This is a genomic window from Caballeronia sp. 11_S32 (assembly GCF_056930355.1).
In genome coordinates this window covers 1,378,762-1,394,769 of record NZ_JBXOWH010000003.1, presented here as the reverse complement: position 1 = coordinate 1,394,769, position 16,008 = coordinate 1,378,762, and the positions used below count along the sequence as shown (strand labels likewise).

Annotated in this window: 17 protein-coding genes; 5 read left to right on the top strand and 12 right to left on the bottom strand. The window is 65.0% G+C overall.

What is annotated here, in order from left to right; genetic code table 11:
* Positions 1 to 175 precede the first annotated feature (175 nt).
* From AC1Z32_RS18080 to AC1Z32_RS18055, 6 genes are all read right to left on the bottom strand, one after another.
* Positions 176 to 412 carry a hypothetical protein gene (locus AC1Z32_RS18080; protein ID WP_483479909.1) on the bottom strand — a complete coding sequence of 79 codons (237 nt, stop codon included), beginning with the start codon at positions 410 to 412 and terminating at the stop codon, positions 176 to 178.
* Positions 413 to 634: 222 nt separating this feature from the next.
* A complete protein-coding gene (locus AC1Z32_RS18075) occupies positions 635 to 853 on the bottom strand; it encodes a hypothetical protein (RefSeq protein ID WP_483479908.1) in 219 nt (72 codons plus the stop codon).
* A 226-nt stretch (positions 854 to 1,079) separates the two neighbouring features.
* Entirely contained in the window at positions 1,080 to 2,483 is a 1,404-nt protein-coding gene (locus tag AC1Z32_RS18070; protein ID WP_483479907.1) for a sigma-54-dependent transcriptional regulator, read from the bottom strand.
* Positions 2,484 to 2,841: 358 nt separating this feature from the next.
* Entirely contained in the window at positions 2,842 to 3,075 is a 234-nt protein-coding gene (locus tag AC1Z32_RS18065) for a hypothetical protein (protein WP_483479906.1), read from the bottom strand.
* A 71-nt stretch (positions 3,076 to 3,146) separates the two neighbouring features.
* Positions 3,147 to 3,464: an ElaB/YgaM/YqjD family protein gene (locus AC1Z32_RS18060; protein WP_483479905.1), complete on the bottom strand. Its 318-nt coding sequence runs from the start codon at positions 3,462 to 3,464 to the stop codon at positions 3,147 to 3,149.
* 57 nt (positions 3,465 to 3,521) lie between these two features.
* On the bottom strand, positions 3,522 to 3,878 hold the full coding sequence (locus AC1Z32_RS18055) for a hypothetical protein (protein WP_483479904.1): 357 nt from the start codon (positions 3,876 to 3,878) through the stop codon (positions 3,522 to 3,524).
* Positions 3,879 to 4,483: 605 nt separating this feature from the next.
* Here AC1Z32_RS18055 and AC1Z32_RS18050 point away from each other — a divergent pair.
* From AC1Z32_RS18050 to AC1Z32_RS18040, 3 genes are all read left to right on the top strand, one after another.
* Entirely contained in the window at positions 4,484 to 5,551 is a 1,068-nt protein-coding gene (locus AC1Z32_RS18050) for a sigma-54 interaction domain-containing protein (RefSeq protein WP_483479903.1), read from the top strand.
* Positions 5,552 to 5,844: 293 nt separating this feature from the next.
* Entirely contained in the window at positions 5,845 to 6,399 is a 555-nt protein-coding gene (locus AC1Z32_RS18045; protein ID WP_483479902.1) for a hypothetical protein, read from the top strand.
* On the top strand, positions 6,396 to 6,920 hold the full coding sequence (locus tag AC1Z32_RS18040; RefSeq protein WP_483479901.1) for a hypothetical protein: 525 nt from the start codon (positions 6,396 to 6,398) through the stop codon (positions 6,918 to 6,920). Before AC1Z32_RS18045 ends, AC1Z32_RS18040 begins: the two co-directional genes overlap by 4 nt.
* Positions 6,921 to 6,989: 69 nt before the next feature.
* Here AC1Z32_RS18040 and AC1Z32_RS18035 read toward each other — a convergent pair whose 3' ends face one another.
* The 4 genes from AC1Z32_RS18035 to AC1Z32_RS18020 form a co-directional block, all read right to left on the bottom strand.
* Positions 6,990 to 7,391: a type II toxin-antitoxin system HicB family antitoxin gene (locus AC1Z32_RS18035; RefSeq protein WP_062602665.1), complete on the bottom strand. Its 402-nt coding sequence runs from the start codon at positions 7,389 to 7,391 to the stop codon at positions 6,990 to 6,992.
* A gap of 13 nt (positions 7,392 to 7,404) precedes the next feature.
* Complete coding sequence (locus AC1Z32_RS18030; protein WP_062602663.1) at positions 7,405 to 7,605, bottom strand: type II toxin-antitoxin system HicA family toxin; 201 nt, start codon at positions 7,603 to 7,605, stop codon at positions 7,405 to 7,407.
* Between the two features lie 174 nt (positions 7,606 to 7,779).
* Positions 7,780 to 9,135: an ABC transporter ATP-binding protein gene (locus AC1Z32_RS18025; RefSeq protein WP_483479900.1), complete on the bottom strand. Its 1,356-nt coding sequence runs from the start codon at positions 9,133 to 9,135 to the stop codon at positions 7,780 to 7,782.
* 12 nt (positions 9,136 to 9,147) lie between these two features.
* Entirely contained in the window at positions 9,148 to 10,911 is a 1,764-nt protein-coding gene (locus tag AC1Z32_RS18020) for an ABC transporter permease (protein ID WP_483479899.1), read from the bottom strand.
* 724 nt (positions 10,912 to 11,635) lie between these two features.
* Between AC1Z32_RS18020 and AC1Z32_RS18015 the strand changes: the two genes are divergently transcribed.
* Positions 11,636 to 13,321 carry a diguanylate cyclase gene (locus AC1Z32_RS18015; protein WP_483479898.1) on the top strand — a complete coding sequence of 562 codons (1,686 nt, stop codon included), beginning with the start codon at positions 11,636 to 11,638 and terminating at the stop codon, positions 13,319 to 13,321.
* Positions 13,322 to 13,446: 125 nt separating this feature from the next.
* Positions 13,447 to 13,710, top strand: coding sequence for a double-stranded DNA-specific endonuclease (locus tag AC1Z32_RS18010; RefSeq protein ID WP_014190806.1), 264 nt, complete (start codon positions 13,447 to 13,449; stop codon positions 13,708 to 13,710).
* 30 nt (positions 13,711 to 13,740) lie between these two features.
* Here the strand turns inward: AC1Z32_RS18010 and AC1Z32_RS18005 are convergent, their stop codons facing one another.
* Together AC1Z32_RS18005 and AC1Z32_RS18000 are read right to left on the bottom strand one after the other, a co-directional pair.
* On the bottom strand, positions 13,741 to 15,066 hold the full coding sequence (locus AC1Z32_RS18005) for an ATP-binding protein (protein WP_483479897.1): 1,326 nt from the start codon (positions 15,064 to 15,066) through the stop codon (positions 13,741 to 13,743).
* A complete protein-coding gene (locus AC1Z32_RS18000) occupies positions 15,050 to 15,772 on the bottom strand; it encodes a response regulator (RefSeq protein ID WP_483479896.1) in 723 nt (240 codons plus the stop codon). Before AC1Z32_RS18000 ends, AC1Z32_RS18005 begins: the two co-directional genes overlap by 17 nt.
* Positions 15,773 to 16,008: the final 236 nt, after the last annotated feature.

The window sequence follows — 16,008 nt, the reverse complement described above, 5'->3', positions numbered from 1 at the left end:
GTTGTCGTTGCATGCTCGAATTGGCGATTTAAGCGTATGCAAAATCCGTACCGTTTTGTTGATTTTCGTAAATAAAAGTTTGTATGAATATGTTACGGACGAACAAAAACACGCGGCGAAAGCCCGCCGCGTAGAAATTTTTTATTCTTTTGCCGGGTGCTGCCGCCGGCCGGAATCACGCGTCCTGCTCGGAGCCCAGATCGCGCTGATAGTCGATGCCCTCGCGTCGCACGCCGCCCTGGTTGTGATCGCCATCCGGCGGAGCGCCAGGCGCGGGGCGGTTCTGACCGGCGGGATCGTGCTCCGCCGGGGGCGCGGACGCGCCTTGCGCGCCGGCTGCCTTGGCGGCTTCGGCGCGCGCTTCGCGCTTGGAAGAGTGACGCGCGGAGCGTCGAAGTGCGGGATGCCTCATGATGCCCTCCAGAGAAGAAGGCCGTCGCGATAGTGACGTCGGCGGCGTCGGACCGATGCGCTTTGGCAAGCGCAGCTTCAGAAAAAACGACCGGCGACAACGCGTGTCGCCGGTCATTATTGCGTCATCCGTTGTAATCCCTACGTTCGGGATGGAAACTTATTCAAACCTTGCACGAATTCTGGGCATTGTCCAACGTCGGCAGTCCAGCATCCTTCTACATCAGTACACGTGCGGCGTTTCGCCCGGCCCCGGTGGCGGATCGCCGATCGGCTGCGACGGCGGTTCCGGCGGCTCGCGCGTCGGGTCCGGATTCGTGTCGGGCGGAATCGGCGTCGGCGGAGGCTGGTCGGGCGGCGTCACCGGCGGGTCCGGCGGCTGCGGCGTCTGTGCTTCGATACGGGTACTTGCATGGGCGCGATCGGGAACACTGAGGGACATGACGGGCTCCTTGCGGTCTTGTGATCGTACTTTCCCATCCGGCTCAGGCGCCCTTCGCGCGGCGCGTGCGGATGTCATTCGATCGGCAGCAAGGGGCATGCCCCTCGAATGCGTCCGGCTCGCTTCCTCCGGTCACATTATCGGCGTAGAAAACGCGCCTGCCAATGAAAAACGCCTGCGGTTTTAAAAGCCGCAGGCGGTGTTTTCGTCTAAAGATAAGCGAAGATCAGTGATTTTCGCTGTCCGGCTCGTTGCCGTCGCCACCCTCGCCGACAGCCGCCTTGTTCGCATCCTCGCCGTACTCGACGAGCCGGTTATAAAGCGTTTTGAGGCTGATGCCCAAGATTTCCGCGGCGCGCGTCTTCACGCCGCCGCACTGGTCGAGCGTCGCGAGAATGAGCTGACGGTCGGCCTGCGCGAGCGACGTGCCGAAGGGAATCGTCACCGCCGTGCCCGCCGAGGGCTTCGACAACGAAATCTGCAGCGGCACGGTCGCGGTGCTGTCCGAATCCGACGCCGACATGATGTACGCGCGCTGCACGTAGTTCTTCAGCTCGCGCACATTGCCGGGCCAGTTGTACGAGGCCAGCATTTCGCGCACGGCGGGCGGGAAGTCCTTCTTCGTGCCGTAGCGGGCATTCAGTTCGTCGAGGAAGGCCTGCCCGAGCAGTTCGACGTCCTTGCCGCGCTCGCGCAGCGGCGGCAGGTTGATCGGGAACACGTTCAGCCGGTGATAGAGGTCGAGGCGCAGCTTGCCTTCGAGCACGGCCTGCTCGGGATCGCGGTTGGTCGCGGCGATGAGGCGCACGTCCGTCTCGATCTCCTTGGTCGTGCCGACGCGCATGAACATGCCCGTCTCCAGCACGCGCAGCAGCTTCACCTGAAGCTCGATGGGCATTTCGGTGATTTCGTCGAGGAACAGCGTGCCGCCGTTCGCGCGCTCGAAATAGCCCTTGTGCTGACGATCCGCGCCAGTGAACGAGCCGCGCTCGTGGCCGAACATTTCCGATTCGATCAGGTTCGGCGAGATCGCGCCGCAGTTCACCGCGATGAACGAGTGCTTGCGGCGCAGGCTCAGCTCGTGAAGCGTCTGCGCGGCGACTTCCTTGCCGGTGCCGGACTCGCCGATCAGCAGGACGGACGCGGCCGTCGGCGCGACGCGGCCGATCTGGTCATACACGGTCTGCATCGCGGGCGAGTTGCCGAGCATCAGACCGAAACGGCCCATGCGGCGCAGCTCGCCGCGCAAGGTGCCGATTTCCGCTTTCAGATCGCCGGCGCGCGGCAGGCGCGAAAGAATCGCCTTCACGCGTTGCATGTTGATCGGTTTGACGAGATAGTCGGCGGCGCCCATCTTGAGCGCGCTGACGGCGGATTCCACGGTCGCGTGACCGGTGATGACGACGAACTCGACGCCCGAGCGCGGGTCGAGATCCTCGAAGAGATCTACACCGGTGCCGTCGGGCAGTTTCAGATCGGTGAATACGACGTCCGGCGTCTGACGCACAAGCTGAATGCGCGCTTCGCGCAAATCGCTGGCGGTGGCCGTCGTCAATCCGTCTTCGCCGATGATCGCGGCTAGCGCCTCGCGGGTACTGGGATCGTCATCGACAATCAATACGTGTGGCATTGCGTCTCGAATTCTTCCAAAGCGTTTCAGGGTCACACGCCGGGTGATGGCGTGGTCTTCTCCATGCGGCATGGGGCGCCGCTCGGGCCGGTGCGTTTCACGGTCAGCGCAATTCAGATAATTGGCGCGACGCGAAATGCGCGAAAAATAAAATAATTTCCGATTTTCTGCACGCTTGGCTCAAACTCACCGTAAGTTTTTCCATTTAGGCAACTTATGGCCGGAGTTTTGACGATTATAAGCGTTTATCAAGATAAAAACGCACGCTGAGTCAGCGTGCGTTTCATTGGTCGCACCATTAATATTTCGGCGGTTAAAACAATTACGGTCGCTTTGCGCCCGGCCGTCCGCGAGCCATTCAGCTGCGCGGAAAATGCCACGCATCGGCGGTGCCGCCAACCGCGCCGTGGCCGTTCACGCCGGGCGCGCCGCCGCTCGCCGGCGTGAGCACCTTGCCGCCCTCGTCTTCCCAGCGGTTCAGGTCACGCGCCGTGCGCCGCCCGGCGGCATCCTGCGATTGCACCCATTTCCATGCGAGAACGCTGCCCACTGCGAACAGCGCGCCGAAGATTCCGATCGAAGGCCGTGCCATTTGTGTTCTCTCCCGTCGTCAAGAAAATCCGATGCCGCCGCCAGCGCGATACCTCGTAAATGCGCGGCGGATCAGCGCGAAACCAGAAGCCCCACCAGAAAGCCGACGCCGGCGGCGATGCCGAGCGACTGCCAAGGGTTGTCCTTCACGTATTTCTCGGTGCAGTCGATGCCCGCGCGATAGCGGCTTTGCGCGCTCGCCTGCGCATCTTCCAGGGTGACGCGCGCCGCATCGACATGTTCGCGCAAACGCGAGCGCAGCGCGTCGACGCCTTCGCCGGGCAGCGTCGCCGAAAGCCGCAGCAATTCCTCGGCGTCGTTCAGCAGCACCTTGATGTCTTCGATGATCTTTTGCTTGCCCAACGCAAGCTGGACAGTCGTCTGACTCATGGAATGAAGTCCTCGCCCAAGTGGAACTATATGGAGCCGGCGCAGATCGGCGCGAGGCTAGCGCGATTCGGCGACCGGCACGCGATGCACGGAAAGGCGCCCGCCCGCAGTAACGCGGGCGCGCAGGCTGCGCACGACGCCGCTTGCCATGAGCGCGCCGCCCATCGCGCCGAACACGAGGCTCGTCACGTTCGCGGCCCGCGCGAGCGCCGGCGTGCCCGCTGCATAGCCTAGCACCGCGCACATCAGCGCGGTCACGAGCGCGACGGCAGCCCAGTGATAGATGTCGATCGGCTCGCCCGCCGCGAGTTCCTGCCGATTGCCGGGCGCGCCGCCAGCGCGCCGCGTGCGGGTCTGTCGTGCGGGGCTCGCGCGCTCGTGCGCGGCTGTGTCGAAATTGAAGAACTCTTCCATGATGCTTTGCCTCTCTCGCCCATCCTCGTGTGTGCGCCTCGGACGCGGTGCTCGTCGGCGCTCTTTCGAATAAGAATCACGACGACCTTGCTCACGCAGCTTTCATGCCATGACCCATGGAGCATCCAGTGACCCCATGCGCGAAGCCGGATCAGCCCGCGACCGGGTAACAATTACGCCGTCGCGTTGTAATTTCTCAGCGGGTAAAGGAGAACCTTTCCGGAAGTGCTTCTGACGTGCCCGCCTGCCCCGACAAAATGCGCGGCACCTCAGTCCGCGCATTGCCGCAAGGTCGTTGCGAATGGTTAAATAGCGTTTATGAGATAGGCTCGTTTGCAAGCAGCCGGGGACAACGAACGCCTCCGGCGCACACGTGCCTGGACCGACGCACGACCAGGAAAAGCGGCTCACGGCTAGCGTGAGCACGACGGGCAGCGCGCACGGGCGCGGTACGTGCCAATGCGATGCCGATGCGCGCGGTCATCCACGGTTGCGCCGCTCGCGCGCGCCGAACCGCGCCGACTCGGCTCCGACCGGAGGCGCCAGCGCATGCGGCCAGCCGCGCCCGCCATCACACTCGCAGAACTCAGGAACGATCAGGACACATGGCGTCAACCGATCTGGATCCGCCGCCCATCGCGGTCGGCGATACACCCGCGCAGAAAAGGCGCAGCATGGGGGAAGTGCCGGGCTTGAAGTCTTATGGACTGCTCTACGGCTCTTCGCCCGTGATGCAGGAGTTGTACGCGCAGATCGAGCGCGTCGCCGCCACCGATGCGACCGCGCTCATCATCGGCGAGTCGGGCACCGGCAAGGAGCTCGTCGCACGGACGATTCACGACCGCAGCGCGCGCAAGGACGCGCCCTTCATCGCCGTGAACTGCGGCGCGATTCCCGACAACCTCATCGAAGCCGAACTCTTCGGTCACGAGAAAGGCAGCTTCACGGGCGCGGTGCAGGGGCGCATCGGCTACTTCGAGCACGCGAACGGCGGCACGCTGTTCCTCGACGAAGTCACCGAGATGTCGCCGGTGCGGCAGGTGAAGCTCCTGCGCGCGCTGGAGACGGGCACGTTCTTTCGCGTCGGCGGCAACGATCTCATCAGTTCGGACGTGCGCGTGATCGCGGCGACCAACCGCGATCCCGTCGCGGCCGTGAAGGAAAACGGCCTGCGCGAGGATCTGATGTATCGCCTCGCCGTCTTCCCGCTGCGCGCGCCGCCCTTGCGCGAGCGCGATTCCGACCGCGAACTGCTCGCGCAGCACTTCCTCGCCGAGATGAACGCGCAGGAAGGCACGAACAAGGTCTTCAGCAAGCGCGCGCTCGACGTGCTGCGCACTTACTCGTGGCCCGGCAATGTGCGCGAGTTGAAGAACACGGTCTATCGCGCGTTCATTCTCGCGGAGAAGACGGTCGAGATCGCGCATCCGCATCTGGCGTCGCGCGTGAAGAAGCCGGTCACGCAAGGCGACGCGATGAACGTGTGGGTCGGCACGCCGCTCGCCGATGCGCAGAAGCAGATCATCCTCGGCACGCTGAAGCACTGCGGCGGCGATAAGCGGCGCGCGGCGAAGGCGCTCGGCGTGAGCCTGAAGACCCTGTACAACCGCCTCGGCGCGTACGAGAACGAGGACACCGAAGCGGGCGATACGGCTTCGAACAGCGAAAACTGAGCCGAAGCAACGGTCTTGCATCTGCATGACCAATGGCGAGCGCGCATAGGCGCGCTCGCTTTTTTTTGCCCGCATTCGGGACCTGGATCGCCGTGTGCTCTGCTCGCTTGCAATTTCTTGCAATTTTCTCGAGCCGGTAATTAGAAGCATGCTTCAGAATGCGCGAAGCCCGCGCATCGCGCTGTCTCTGTGCGTTGTCGGGCGGCGGCCTCAAGCCGAAACCTCAAGAAGATTCGAGTTTCCCCAAAACCGATGGCAAGCGTCGGGAAACGGTAGACGAAGGAAAAAGCAACATGCAGATCAGGGTCCATCGGCGCGGCCCGCGCGCCGCCGCGCTCGCCGCGATCATCTCGGGCGCCATTGCTTGCGTGAGCCTCAGCGGATGCAACTCGCTCTATAGCGAAGGTGCGACGGCCGGCGCCGGTATCGCGGGCGCGGCGGTGGCGAACAGCGTCACCAGCAATGCGGCGGTGGCGACGGGCATCGGCCTCGGCGCGGTGGCCGCGGCGCGCGCGGGCGTGCAATACACGCAGCGCGTCATCCATACCAACACGCAGGACGAGATCGCCTCGGTTGCCGGCCCGCTCGCGGTAGGCGCGGTCGCGCCGTGGAAGATCGTGCACTCGGTGCCGATCGAAGAAGACGGAAAAGGCCGCGTGACGGTGAGCCGCACCATCAGCAGCGGCGTGCTCGACTGCAAGGAGATCGTGTTCTCCGTCGATCGCGACGCGACGAAGGACCGCCCCGCCGACAGCGCGTTCTATGTTGCGTCGGTATGCCGTGACGGCAACAAGTGGAAGTGGGCGTCGGCCGAGCCGGCGACGCCGCGTTGGGGCTCGCTGCAATGACCGTGCGTGTCGACGGACTCATCGGCTTGCGTCTTTGTCTTGTCGTGGCGGGCGCAGCCGCTTGCGTGACGATGAGCGGCTGCGCCTCGATCGGCGCGGCGACGGGCGCGGTGGCGGGCATCGCGACGGGCGCGTTCACCACGAACCCGGCCGTCGGTTTCGGCGTGGGCGTCGCGGTGCAGGCCGCCACGGACGAAGCGGTCAAGCGCGTGACCAAATCGCTGCACCAGGACCAGCAAGTCATGATCGCGGTAACGGCGGGCGTCTCCCAGGTTGGCGAGACGCGGCCGTGGAAGGTCAAGCACACATTGCCGGTGGAAAACGGCCATGGCGAAGTGCGCGTGCTGCGCGAATTCAGCAGCGCGCTCGCGACGTGCAAGGAGTTCGCCTTCTCCGTGATCGATGGCGACGACGCGAAAGCGCCCGCCGAGTGGTTCATCGCGACGGCTTGCCAGCAGTCGGAGGGCTGGAAGTGGGCGTCGGCGGAGCCGGCGGTCGAGCGATGGGGGAATCTGCAGTAGGGCTTCGCTGGCTAGTGCGTGCGAAAGCGCGGTCTCCATTGCGGACACCGCGCTTTTGTTTTGTCGCTTTCAGCCGTTCGCGATCGCTTCCAGCGCGACGCGCGCGAGAAAGCCGCTGCGCGTCTCGTGGCGCGCTTCCACATAGCTGTCGATCTTGTGCAGCACGAAACGCGGCAGGCTGATGTTGATGCGCTCCGGGCGCGAATCGAGCTTCGACAGGTCGACTTCGACGAAGGCCCAGATGGCGCCTTCGTAGTCGGGGTTGGCGATGAGGTCTTCGATCTTCGACGAATGGACGGTGACTTCCTCCCCGTCTTCAATGATCGATGAAACGTGGAAAAAGATCGCTTCTTTTGTGTTCCGAATCGCGTCATCGATCGTTTCTCCGGCGGAGAATACGCCGGGCACGTCCGGCACGGTCACGCCGTACACGCTTTCAGGATCTTTATGAATGGCAATGGCAAATTCCATGTCCGATGCTCCGTTACGACGAATAAAGCCGGTTCAGCATCCCGGCGCCCTTCAGGACAGCTCTGACCGTTCCGATCGGCACGTCCTTTCTGGGATGAGTGACCGTCACACGCCTGTTCCCGCTTCGATGTTTGAAATGATGATGACTGCCCCTGATCCGCACGAGCTCCCAGCCATCGTCCAAAAGCATTCGTATCAACCGCGATGAATCCATCTCGTCTCCGAATGCCGCGTGTGTAGTCTTACACACACGGCGATGATGTTCAAGACGAGAAAGTTACGTCGCGCCGGATTGCGGCGGCAGTCAGTTAAACGGCCAACGCTAAATGAAAAAGCGCGGTTCCCCTCTTCGGAAAACCGCGCTTTTTGCTGAATCAACCGCGAAGCCTCAAGCCTCCACATCCTCCAGGCTCAGCATCTCCGTCTGATCGTTATACGAGAAAATCTCCCCATACCGTCCCCAGTCGATCACGGCATCGAGCGTCTCCTGCGCGGCCTTGTCGGAGAGAAAATCCTCCAGTTCCTGCTCGAAGCGCAAGCGCGGCGCGCGATGCCCCGGCCGCTCGTTGAGCACCTTCTTGATCCGCGCCGCCAGCGGCACGTGCCGCAGCAGATGCTCGGCGAACATCATCTTGCGCTCCTGCGTGCCGAATTCCGCGAACACGCGCGCCTGCGGCGTCAGGAAGATATCGCCCTCGCGGACATCCGCGAAGCCGAGGTGCTGCAGCACTTCCGCGACCGGAAACAGGTCGTCCACTTCGAGATGCAGCGTGCGCGCGATTTCCGGCATGTCCGCGCGGCCGTGATACGGCGCGGCCGCGAGCGTTTCGATGAGACCCGCCATCAGGTTCGTCGACACGTCCGGCAGCCAGGTTCCCAGCTCCAGCCCCTTCTTCTTCGTTTCGTCCATCTGGCGCGCGGTCATCTTCGCGTAGATATCGTCGACGAGACGCCGGAACGCCGGGTCCAGACGATTGCGCGGATGCTTGAACGGCACCTTGATCTCGGCCATCACGCGGCCCGGATTCGACGACAGCACGAGAATCCGGTCGCACATGAACACCGCTTCCTCGATGTTGTGCGTGACGATCAGCACCGACTTGATCGGCATGCGCCCTTGCGTCCACAGATCGAGCAGGTCGGTGCGCAGATTCTCGGCGGTCAGCACGTCGAGTGCGGAGAATGGCTCGTCCATCAGCAGCAGCGTGGGATCGACGACCAGCGCCCGCGCGAAACCGACGCGCTGGCGCATGCCGCCCGACAGCTCGCGCGGATACGCGTTCTCGAAGCCGTCGAGACCGATCAGGTCGATCGCGGCCAACGCCCGCTCACGCCGCTCGCGCGCGCCCACGCCTTGCGCTTCCAGCCCGGCTTCCACGTTCTGCAGCACGGTGAGCCACGGAAACAGCGCGAAGGTCTGGAACACCATCGCGACGCCCTTCGCGGGTCCGCGCAACGGCTCGTTCAGATACGTGACTTCACCGGCCGTGGGCTCGATCAGCCCGGCGATGATGCGCAACAGCGTCGATTTGCCCGAGCCCGAACGCCCGAGCAGGCCGACGATCTCGCCTTCGCGCAGCGCGAGGTTCGCATCGTCGAGCACGAGCAGTTCGCCTTGCGTCTTGTTGAAGCCGCGGCTCACGTTCGAGACGCGCAGGATTTCCTCGCCGAGGCGCGGCGGCGCGCCTTGCGGGCGCTGGAAGCCCGGCGCCGCGGACGTCTGCGTGTTTTTCAGGTTCTGCATCGGAACTCGTCCTCAATCCAGCCGGAGTCTTGCTTCGGCGTAGGCGTATAGCGGGCGCCACAACAGTCGGTTGAACAGCGTGACGAACAGCGACATCACGGCAATGCCGAGAATGATTTTCGGGTAATCGCCGTCGGCGGTCGTCTGGGCGATGTAGGCGCCGAGGCCGTGCGCGACGACTTTCGTGTTGCCCCACGACACGGCCTCCGCGACGATGCTCGCGTTCCACGCGCCGCCCGAAGCGGTGATCGCCCCGGTGATGTAATAAGGAAAGATGCCCGGCAGCATGGCCTTCTTCCACCACTGCCAGCCGCGGATCTGGAAGTTGGTCGCGGCCTCGCGATAATCGTTCGGATAGGCGGACGCCCCCGCGATCACGTTGAAGAGGATATACCACTGCGTCCCGAGCACGATAAGCGGCGACAGCCAGATATCCGGGTTCAGGTTCCAGCGCACGATCACGACGACGAACACCGGAAACAGCAGGTTCGCCGGAAACGCCGCGAGGAACTGCGCGAGCGGCTGCATCTTCTCCGCGAGCGACGGACGCAGGCCGATCAGCACGCCGATAGGCACCCAGATCACCGATGCGATCGCGATCAGCACCACGACGCGCAACAGCGTGACGAAGCCCATCAGGAACACGTGGCCGACTTCGCCCCACGTGACGCCCGTCGCAACGAACGACGCGACCTTCCACACGACGAACACCGTGATCAGCAGCACGGCCGTGCCCCACGCGATATCGCCCGTGCGCGTGGACGGCGCTTTTGCGCGCAGCGGCAGCCCGACGTTCTCGAGCGCGCCCTGCAGCGAGGGCAGCCGGATCGGCACGCGCGCCAGCCTCGCGAGGATCCAGCCCGCCGGCACGAGCAGACGGTGAATCAGGCGCGTGCGCCGGATCAGGTCAAGCAGCCACGAAGACGGCTCGTTGCCCGAGCTCGTGAACTCCATGCGGAATTTGTCGGCCCACGCGACGAGCGGACGGAACATCAGCTGGTCGTAGGCGAGGATCACGATGATCATCGCGAGAATCACCCAGCCGATCGCGGAGAGATTGCGCTCGCCGATGGCCGCGGCCAGATACGCGCCGATGCCAGGCAGCACGATCGTGCGGTTGCCGACCGTGATCGCCTCGGACGCGACCACGAAGAACCAGCCGCCGGACATCGACATCATCATGTTCCAGATGAGGCCGGGCATCGAGAACGGCACTTCCAGCTTCCAGAAGCGCTGCCAGTTCGTGAGGTGAAAACCGCGCGAGACTTCGTCCAGATCGCGCGGCACCGTGCGCAACGACTGGTAGAAGCTGAAGGTCATGTTCCAGGCCTGGCTCGTGAAGATCGCGAAGATCGCTGCGCACTCCGCGCCGATGACGCGCCCCGGGAACATCGCGAGGAAGAAGGTCACCGTAAACGAGATGTAGCCGAGCACCGGCACCGACTGGAGGATGTCGAGAATCGGCACGAGCACGAGCGACGCGCGCCGGCTCTTCGCCGCGAGCGTGCCGTAGACCAGCGTGAAGACGAGCGATGCCACCATCGCGGCGAGCATGCGCAGCGTCGTGCGCAGTGCGTATTCGGGAAGGTTCGCGGGGTCGAGAGAGATCGCCTGCGTCTGCAGTGTCGAGATCGGCGCCAGGGTTTCGTGAAAGCCCACGGCGGCGAGCGCGATCATGCAGATGATCATCGGGAACGCCACGAAATCCCAGCGGTTGGGCAGGAGCCGCCACGCCGACGCATTCGCCGTGCGATTCAGATTGAAACCAAATTCCATGCAAGGCCCTCCCCGTAAGGCTTTGTTCCGACCGCGCGAGCGCGGGATGTTGCTTGAGACGGCACGCGAGCCGTCCGGCGGGCAAGAAGCCTTCTGCCCGGGACGGCCTCATGCTCAACGCATGCAGCCGTCAAAACGACGACACGCAGCGCGCGATCGGCGGCGCCAGGCAGTCGCCGCGTCGGAAGATCCCCGCGCTGAACCGAGCGACACTACACCAACCGATATGACAGGCACAACCTTCATGCGGTCCGGCGCGCGAATCGTGCGATGTTTCTGTTGCTCTTCGGCACGGCACGGGCAAAATGAAGGGCCGCCCGCGTCTGTTGCGCCCCGGCGCCCGCGTGCTTTCGCTTCCTTTCAGTCCGGCTGCGGTCGCGCCAGCCGGGTGGCGAGGCGCAGAGCGCTCGAGCGCGGCGCGCGTCCGTTGTGTTGGACGCACGCCGCCCGCCGTAACAAGGCGCTTGATAGGCGGCCAAAAACATCGTCCAATCTTGGCTATTACGAACAATAAATTGAGCGCCGATGCGATGCGAGACGCCAGATTCGAGCCGGAAGACCGCCTGTGCCACGCCAGTCGCCCCGTTTCGGGCGTGAGCCATAGAGCAGCGGACATCACGCGCTGCAAACCGCGCGCCCGCCCTGCCCGCTTCGTGCAAACCGGCCCGGCGGCCCGGCGCGCGCTGCCCGCGCGCGGCGTGACTCTTCAGCCCGCCCGAGATCGATGAACAAGCTCATCCTGCACCGTGTGATCGCGACGCTCGGCATCGCGGCGCTGGCATTCGCGTGCTGGATCGCCGCCGGCTTGTTGTCGGACCGAATGGTACAACAGGAGATGACGGCGACGGTGCGCACCGAGCGTCAGATGGCGGCCTCGATCGTCGACAACATGGCGCAGATCATCGCGAGCGATCTGGCAATGTCGCGCGCCATTCCCGCCACCCTCGCGCAGATGGACCTCACGCAGCGGGCGCTGGCGGAGTCGCGGAATTATGCCTTGAACCCGGCCGCGACGGAACTCGAACGCCGCAAGGACTGGAGCGCGCGCCCCGCGCTCGCAAAGGTCAACCTCTTCCTGCACGACGCCCAGGGCTTCTCCGGCCTCGATTCCATCTGGCTCGTCAATGACAAGGGCTTTTGCATCGCGTCGAGCAATGCGGCCGACGAAGACAGCTTCATCGGCTACGACATGAGCGGGCGCGGGTATGTCGTGCGGGCGCTGCTCGGCGGCTTCGTCGAGATGTACGGCGTCGGGCGTCTGTCCGGCGAGCCGGGCATCTTCATCGCGGCGCCCGCCTACGAGGACGGCTTTCTCGTCGGCGCGGTGATCGCGAAGGTGAGCATCGACCGGCTGCGGCACTGGGTGTCGCGCGCCGGCACCTTCGTGACCGACGAGAACGGCGTCGTGGTGATGGCGCACGACGGCCGGCTCGAATACGAAGCGATGCCCAACGCGCCCGTCGAGCGCATGACCCCGCGCGAGCGCATCGAGCATTACCGGCGGGAGTCGTTCCCGGAACTGCGCGTGTCGCACATCGGCGAGCAGATGCGCGCCTCCGAGCACTGGCTCGCGCCCGCGCTCGCCCAGACCTTCTACGCCGCGAACGGCAGCAACGTGCCTTCGCTCTACGACGAGCGCACCGGCCTCAATTCGGGCCTCTCGGCGCACATCGTCCATCCGCTCACGAGCTGGCCGGAAATCAGCCGCAACCATAGCCGCGACCGCCTGCTCGTGTTCCTGACGATGGCCGGTGTCGTGACGCTCGCCATCGTGATCGCGACCTCGTACTCGCGCGAGCGGCGCCTGCACCGAGCGACGCGCGATCTCGCCGAGCAGTTGCAGTCGGCCAATACGCTGCTGTCGGCCGAGGCCCGCCACGATGCGCTGACCGGCGCCCTCTCCCGGCGCTATTTCCTCGACACGCTACGTCACGAAGTGGAGCTCGCGCGCTCGGTCGGCACGCCGCTGTCGGTCGCGATCGCGGATCTCGACCATTTCAAGCAGATCAACGACCGCTTCGGCCACGCCTCGGGCGACCGCGCGCTGGAGCATTTCGTCGAAGTGTGCCGCGCGCAGCTGCGCCCGAGCGATGCGATCGGCCGGCTCGGCGGCGAGGAGTTCGGCATTCTGCTGCCGCAGACCTCGCTCGCGGATGCGCAAGCCGTGCTGGAGCGTCTGAGAAAGCGCTTCCATCACGAGCACTGTGCGCACTTGCCGGACGATGCCGCGCTGTCGGTGTCTATCGGCATCACCGAACTCGCACCCGACGACGCCCTCGAATGGATCCTCTCCCGCGCCGACCTCGCGCTCTACGAGGCGAAGTCGCGCGGGCGCGACCGCAGCGAAGTGCGCCCCGCCGATCCCGGCTCGTCCTCCCGGCAGGCGGAGAACACGCTCGCGGGTAAATAGCGCGCGGCCCTTCACCGCGGCGTCGCGTCATCGCACGGTCACGTGCCTGTCGCGACGCGCACGCATCCCGCAGGTATCATCGATATTCGATATCGAATGCCGCTGGCCCCAATCGGGAGGATTACATGAAGGGAAATCTGGTCATCGTGTGCCGGGATCAGGACGCTGAAACGTTCGACCACCTGCTCGCCGAATACGGCTCGTTTCAGACGCGGCTTTCGTCGACGGCGTGGTTCCTGAAGATCGATCTCGCGCCCGAAGTGATTCAGGAAGAGATCCTCTCGCGCCTCGGCAAGTACACGACGCACTACATCTTCGAGGCGTCGACGGTGACATACAACACGGTGGACAGCGAGGCGGCGTCGGCGCTCGAAACACTGTTCGACTGACGCCGCGCCGCTCGGTGATTCAGCGCGCCGTTATAGCGCGCGCTCTTCGCGGCGCTCTTCCACGGTCCGCGAAGCGATGTCGAACGGAAAGATCATCGCGACCCGCAGGCCGCCCTCGGCACGATTGCCGATCTCGCACTCGCCGCCCGCGCGCCTTGCGAGCCGCTCCACGATAGCGAGCCCGAGCCCGCTGTGACCGCTGCCGCCGCGCGCCGGATCGAGCCGCACGAACGGCCGGCTCGCCTTGACGAGATCGTCCGGCGCGATGCCCTTGCCGTGATCGGACACCGACAACACCCAGCCCTTCGCATCCCGCCGCGTCTCGATGACGACAGGCGGCGCGCCATACGCATGCGCATTGTCGAGCAGATTCGACAGCAGCCGGTCCAGCGTGGCCGCGGGCAGCACGAAGGACGGGCCCGCTTCGAGATTCAGGCGGACCGGCTGCGCGCCCGGCGACATCGCGCGATACGCCCGCGTGATCCGCTCGCATTGCTCGTCGACGGAAACCGGCTCGCTGCCGTCCGGACGGTCGTGCGCGAACACGAGGAACTGATCGACGATATGCGCCATCGAATCGACGTCGCGCACGACGCCGTCGCGCATTTTCTCGTCGTCCATCATTTCGGCGCGCAGACGCAGGCGCGCGAGCGGCGTTTTCAGATCGTGCGCGACGCCGGCGAGCATCACGGCGCGGTCGTTCTCGGTCTGCGAGACTTCGCGCACCATCTGGTTGAAGCCGTGCGTGAGCTGGCGCAATTCGCGCGGGCCGCGCTCGGGCACGGGCGGCGTCGGCTGGCCGCGTCCGAAGCGCGCGACCGCCTGCGCGAGCGAGCGCAGCGGAGATTGCAGCTGCCACGCGGCGAACAGCGCGGCGAGCACGGCGGTCGAGAAGATCAGCGCGAGCCACACCAGCATGCGGTCGCGGGAGCGCGGCGGACGCAACGGCTGCACCGGCACGACGATCCATCCCGCGTCCTTCGCGCCGTGCACCCACACGCTCGGCGGGCCGCCAGGCTCGTTCAGGCGCACTTCGGTGCCGTCGGGCAGACGGTCTTTCAGGTCTTCGACGAAGCGCTGCAGCGGCGGCGGGATGTCCTCGCCGGGCGGCTTCGGCACGTCCGCGCTATCGAGCGGCACCGTGCGCACGCGCGGCGGCAACGGCTGATCCGGCGTATTGGCGATGTGCTGGCGCACCGCCTCGACGAGGAACACGGCCTCCTCGACGGCGAAGCGCGTCTGCACGCTGTCGCGCTCGAAGCGGATGATCGCGAACCACGCGACATGGGACAGCACCAGCATGCCGATGACGATGACGACCAGCCGCCCGAACAGCGTGTCAATTGCCCGGCGCATTTTGCTCGCCGTCCGGCACGAACACGTAACCGCGTCCCCGCACCGTCTGGATGAAGCGCGGCGCCGACGGATCGGTCTCCAGGATGCGGCGCAGACGCCACACCTGCACGTCGATGCCGCGGTCGGTGCCGTCGTATTCCGGGCCGTGCAGCAGTTCGAGCAGGCGCTCGCGCGTGAGCGTGCGCATCGGGTTGTTCACGAAGATCTTGAGAAGCGCGAACTCGCTGCCGGACAGCGTGAGCGGCTTGTCGTCCTGTTGCAGCGTGCGCGACTGGAAATCCAGCCGGAAGCGGCCGAACGAATACGGCTCGCGCTGCTCGGGCGCGGCGGAGGGAATGGTGCGGCGGCGGCGCAGCACGGCCTGCACGCGCGCAAGCAGTTCGCGCGGATTGAAGGGCTTGCCGAGGTAATCGTCCGCACCGAGCTCCAGCCCGACGATGCGGTCCACGTCGTCCGCGCGCGCGGTGAGCATGATGACGGGGATATCGTCGCCGGAGGCGCGCAAGTGTTTGAGCGCGGTGAGGCCGTCGACGCCCGGCATCATCAGATCGAGCACGATGAGATCAGGCCGCTCGCGCTCGATGCGGCGTTCGAGACCGGCGGCGTCATGCAGCACCGATACCTCGATGCCCTGCCGGACCAGATAGTCGCGCAGAAGGTCGCGCAGTTCGGCGTCGTCGTCGACGACAAGTATTTGCGTAGTCATGGGATGGAGTTTAGCGCGTGAGTCAGACCTCGATTGATGACAGCCGTGCCATAAGGGTTACGGGGTGTTACGACGAAAGCGGGGCGTAAACCGGCGTAACAAGCCTGAACGATGCCGTAACACGGACACCGCCGGGAAGCCCTACGCTGTGTCTCACCGACAAGCGCAAGACCTCGACGCACCACCTGACGCTTCGATCAAGGCCTCGCGGCTTCGGCAACGACCACAATCAAGGG

What these genes read in the sequence shown, in the direction of transcription:
- AC1Z32_RS18080 (WP_483479909.1), bottom strand. Translation starts at nt 412, where the DNA reads ATGAGGCATCCCGCACTTCGACGCTCCGCGCGTCACTCTTCCAAGCGC.
- AC1Z32_RS18075 (WP_483479908.1), bottom strand. Translation starts at nt 853, where the DNA reads ATGTCCCTCAGTGTTCCCGATCGCGCCCATGCAAGTACCCGTATCGAA.
- AC1Z32_RS18070 (WP_483479907.1), bottom strand. Translation starts at nt 2,483, where the DNA reads ATGCCACACGTATTGATTGTCGATGACGATCCCAGTACCCGCGAGGCG.
- AC1Z32_RS18065 (WP_483479906.1), bottom strand. Translation starts at nt 3,075, where the DNA reads ATGGCACGGCCTTCGATCGGAATCTTCGGCGCGCTGTTCGCAGTGGGC.
- AC1Z32_RS18060 (WP_483479905.1), bottom strand. Translation starts at nt 3,464, where the DNA reads ATGAGTCAGACGACTGTCCAGCTTGCGTTGGGCAAGCAAAAGATCATC.
- AC1Z32_RS18055 (WP_483479904.1), bottom strand. Translation starts at nt 3,878, where the DNA reads ATGGAAGAGTTCTTCAATTTCGACACAGCCGCGCACGAGCGCGCGAGC.
- AC1Z32_RS18050 (WP_483479903.1), top strand. Translation starts at nt 4,484, where the DNA reads ATGGCGTCAACCGATCTGGATCCGCCGCCCATCGCGGTCGGCGATACA.
- AC1Z32_RS18045 (WP_483479902.1), top strand. Translation starts at nt 5,845, where the DNA reads ATGCAGATCAGGGTCCATCGGCGCGGCCCGCGCGCCGCCGCGCTCGCC.
- AC1Z32_RS18040 (WP_483479901.1), top strand. Translation starts at nt 6,396, where the DNA reads ATGACCGTGCGTGTCGACGGACTCATCGGCTTGCGTCTTTGTCTTGTC.
- AC1Z32_RS18035 (WP_062602665.1), bottom strand. Translation starts at nt 7,391, where the DNA reads ATGGAATTTGCCATTGCCATTCATAAAGATCCTGAAAGCGTGTACGGC.
- AC1Z32_RS18030 (WP_062602663.1), bottom strand. Translation starts at nt 7,605, where the DNA reads ATGGATTCATCGCGGTTGATACGAATGCTTTTGGACGATGGCTGGGAG.
- AC1Z32_RS18025 (WP_483479900.1), bottom strand. Translation starts at nt 9,135, where the DNA reads ATGCAGAACCTGAAAAACACGCAGACGTCCGCGGCGCCGGGCTTCCAG.
- AC1Z32_RS18020 (WP_483479899.1), bottom strand. Translation starts at nt 10,911, where the DNA reads ATGGAATTTGGTTTCAATCTGAATCGCACGGCGAATGCGTCGGCGTGG.
- AC1Z32_RS18015 (WP_483479898.1), top strand. Translation starts at nt 11,636, where the DNA reads ATGAACAAGCTCATCCTGCACCGTGTGATCGCGACGCTCGGCATCGCG.
- AC1Z32_RS18010 (WP_014190806.1), top strand. Translation starts at nt 13,447, where the DNA reads ATGAAGGGAAATCTGGTCATCGTGTGCCGGGATCAGGACGCTGAAACG.
- AC1Z32_RS18005 (WP_483479897.1), bottom strand. Translation starts at nt 15,066, where the DNA reads ATGCGCCGGGCAATTGACACGCTGTTCGGGCGGCTGGTCGTCATCGTC.
- AC1Z32_RS18000 (WP_483479896.1), bottom strand. Translation starts at nt 15,772, where the DNA reads ATGACTACGCAAATACTTGTCGTCGACGACGACGCCGAACTGCGCGAC.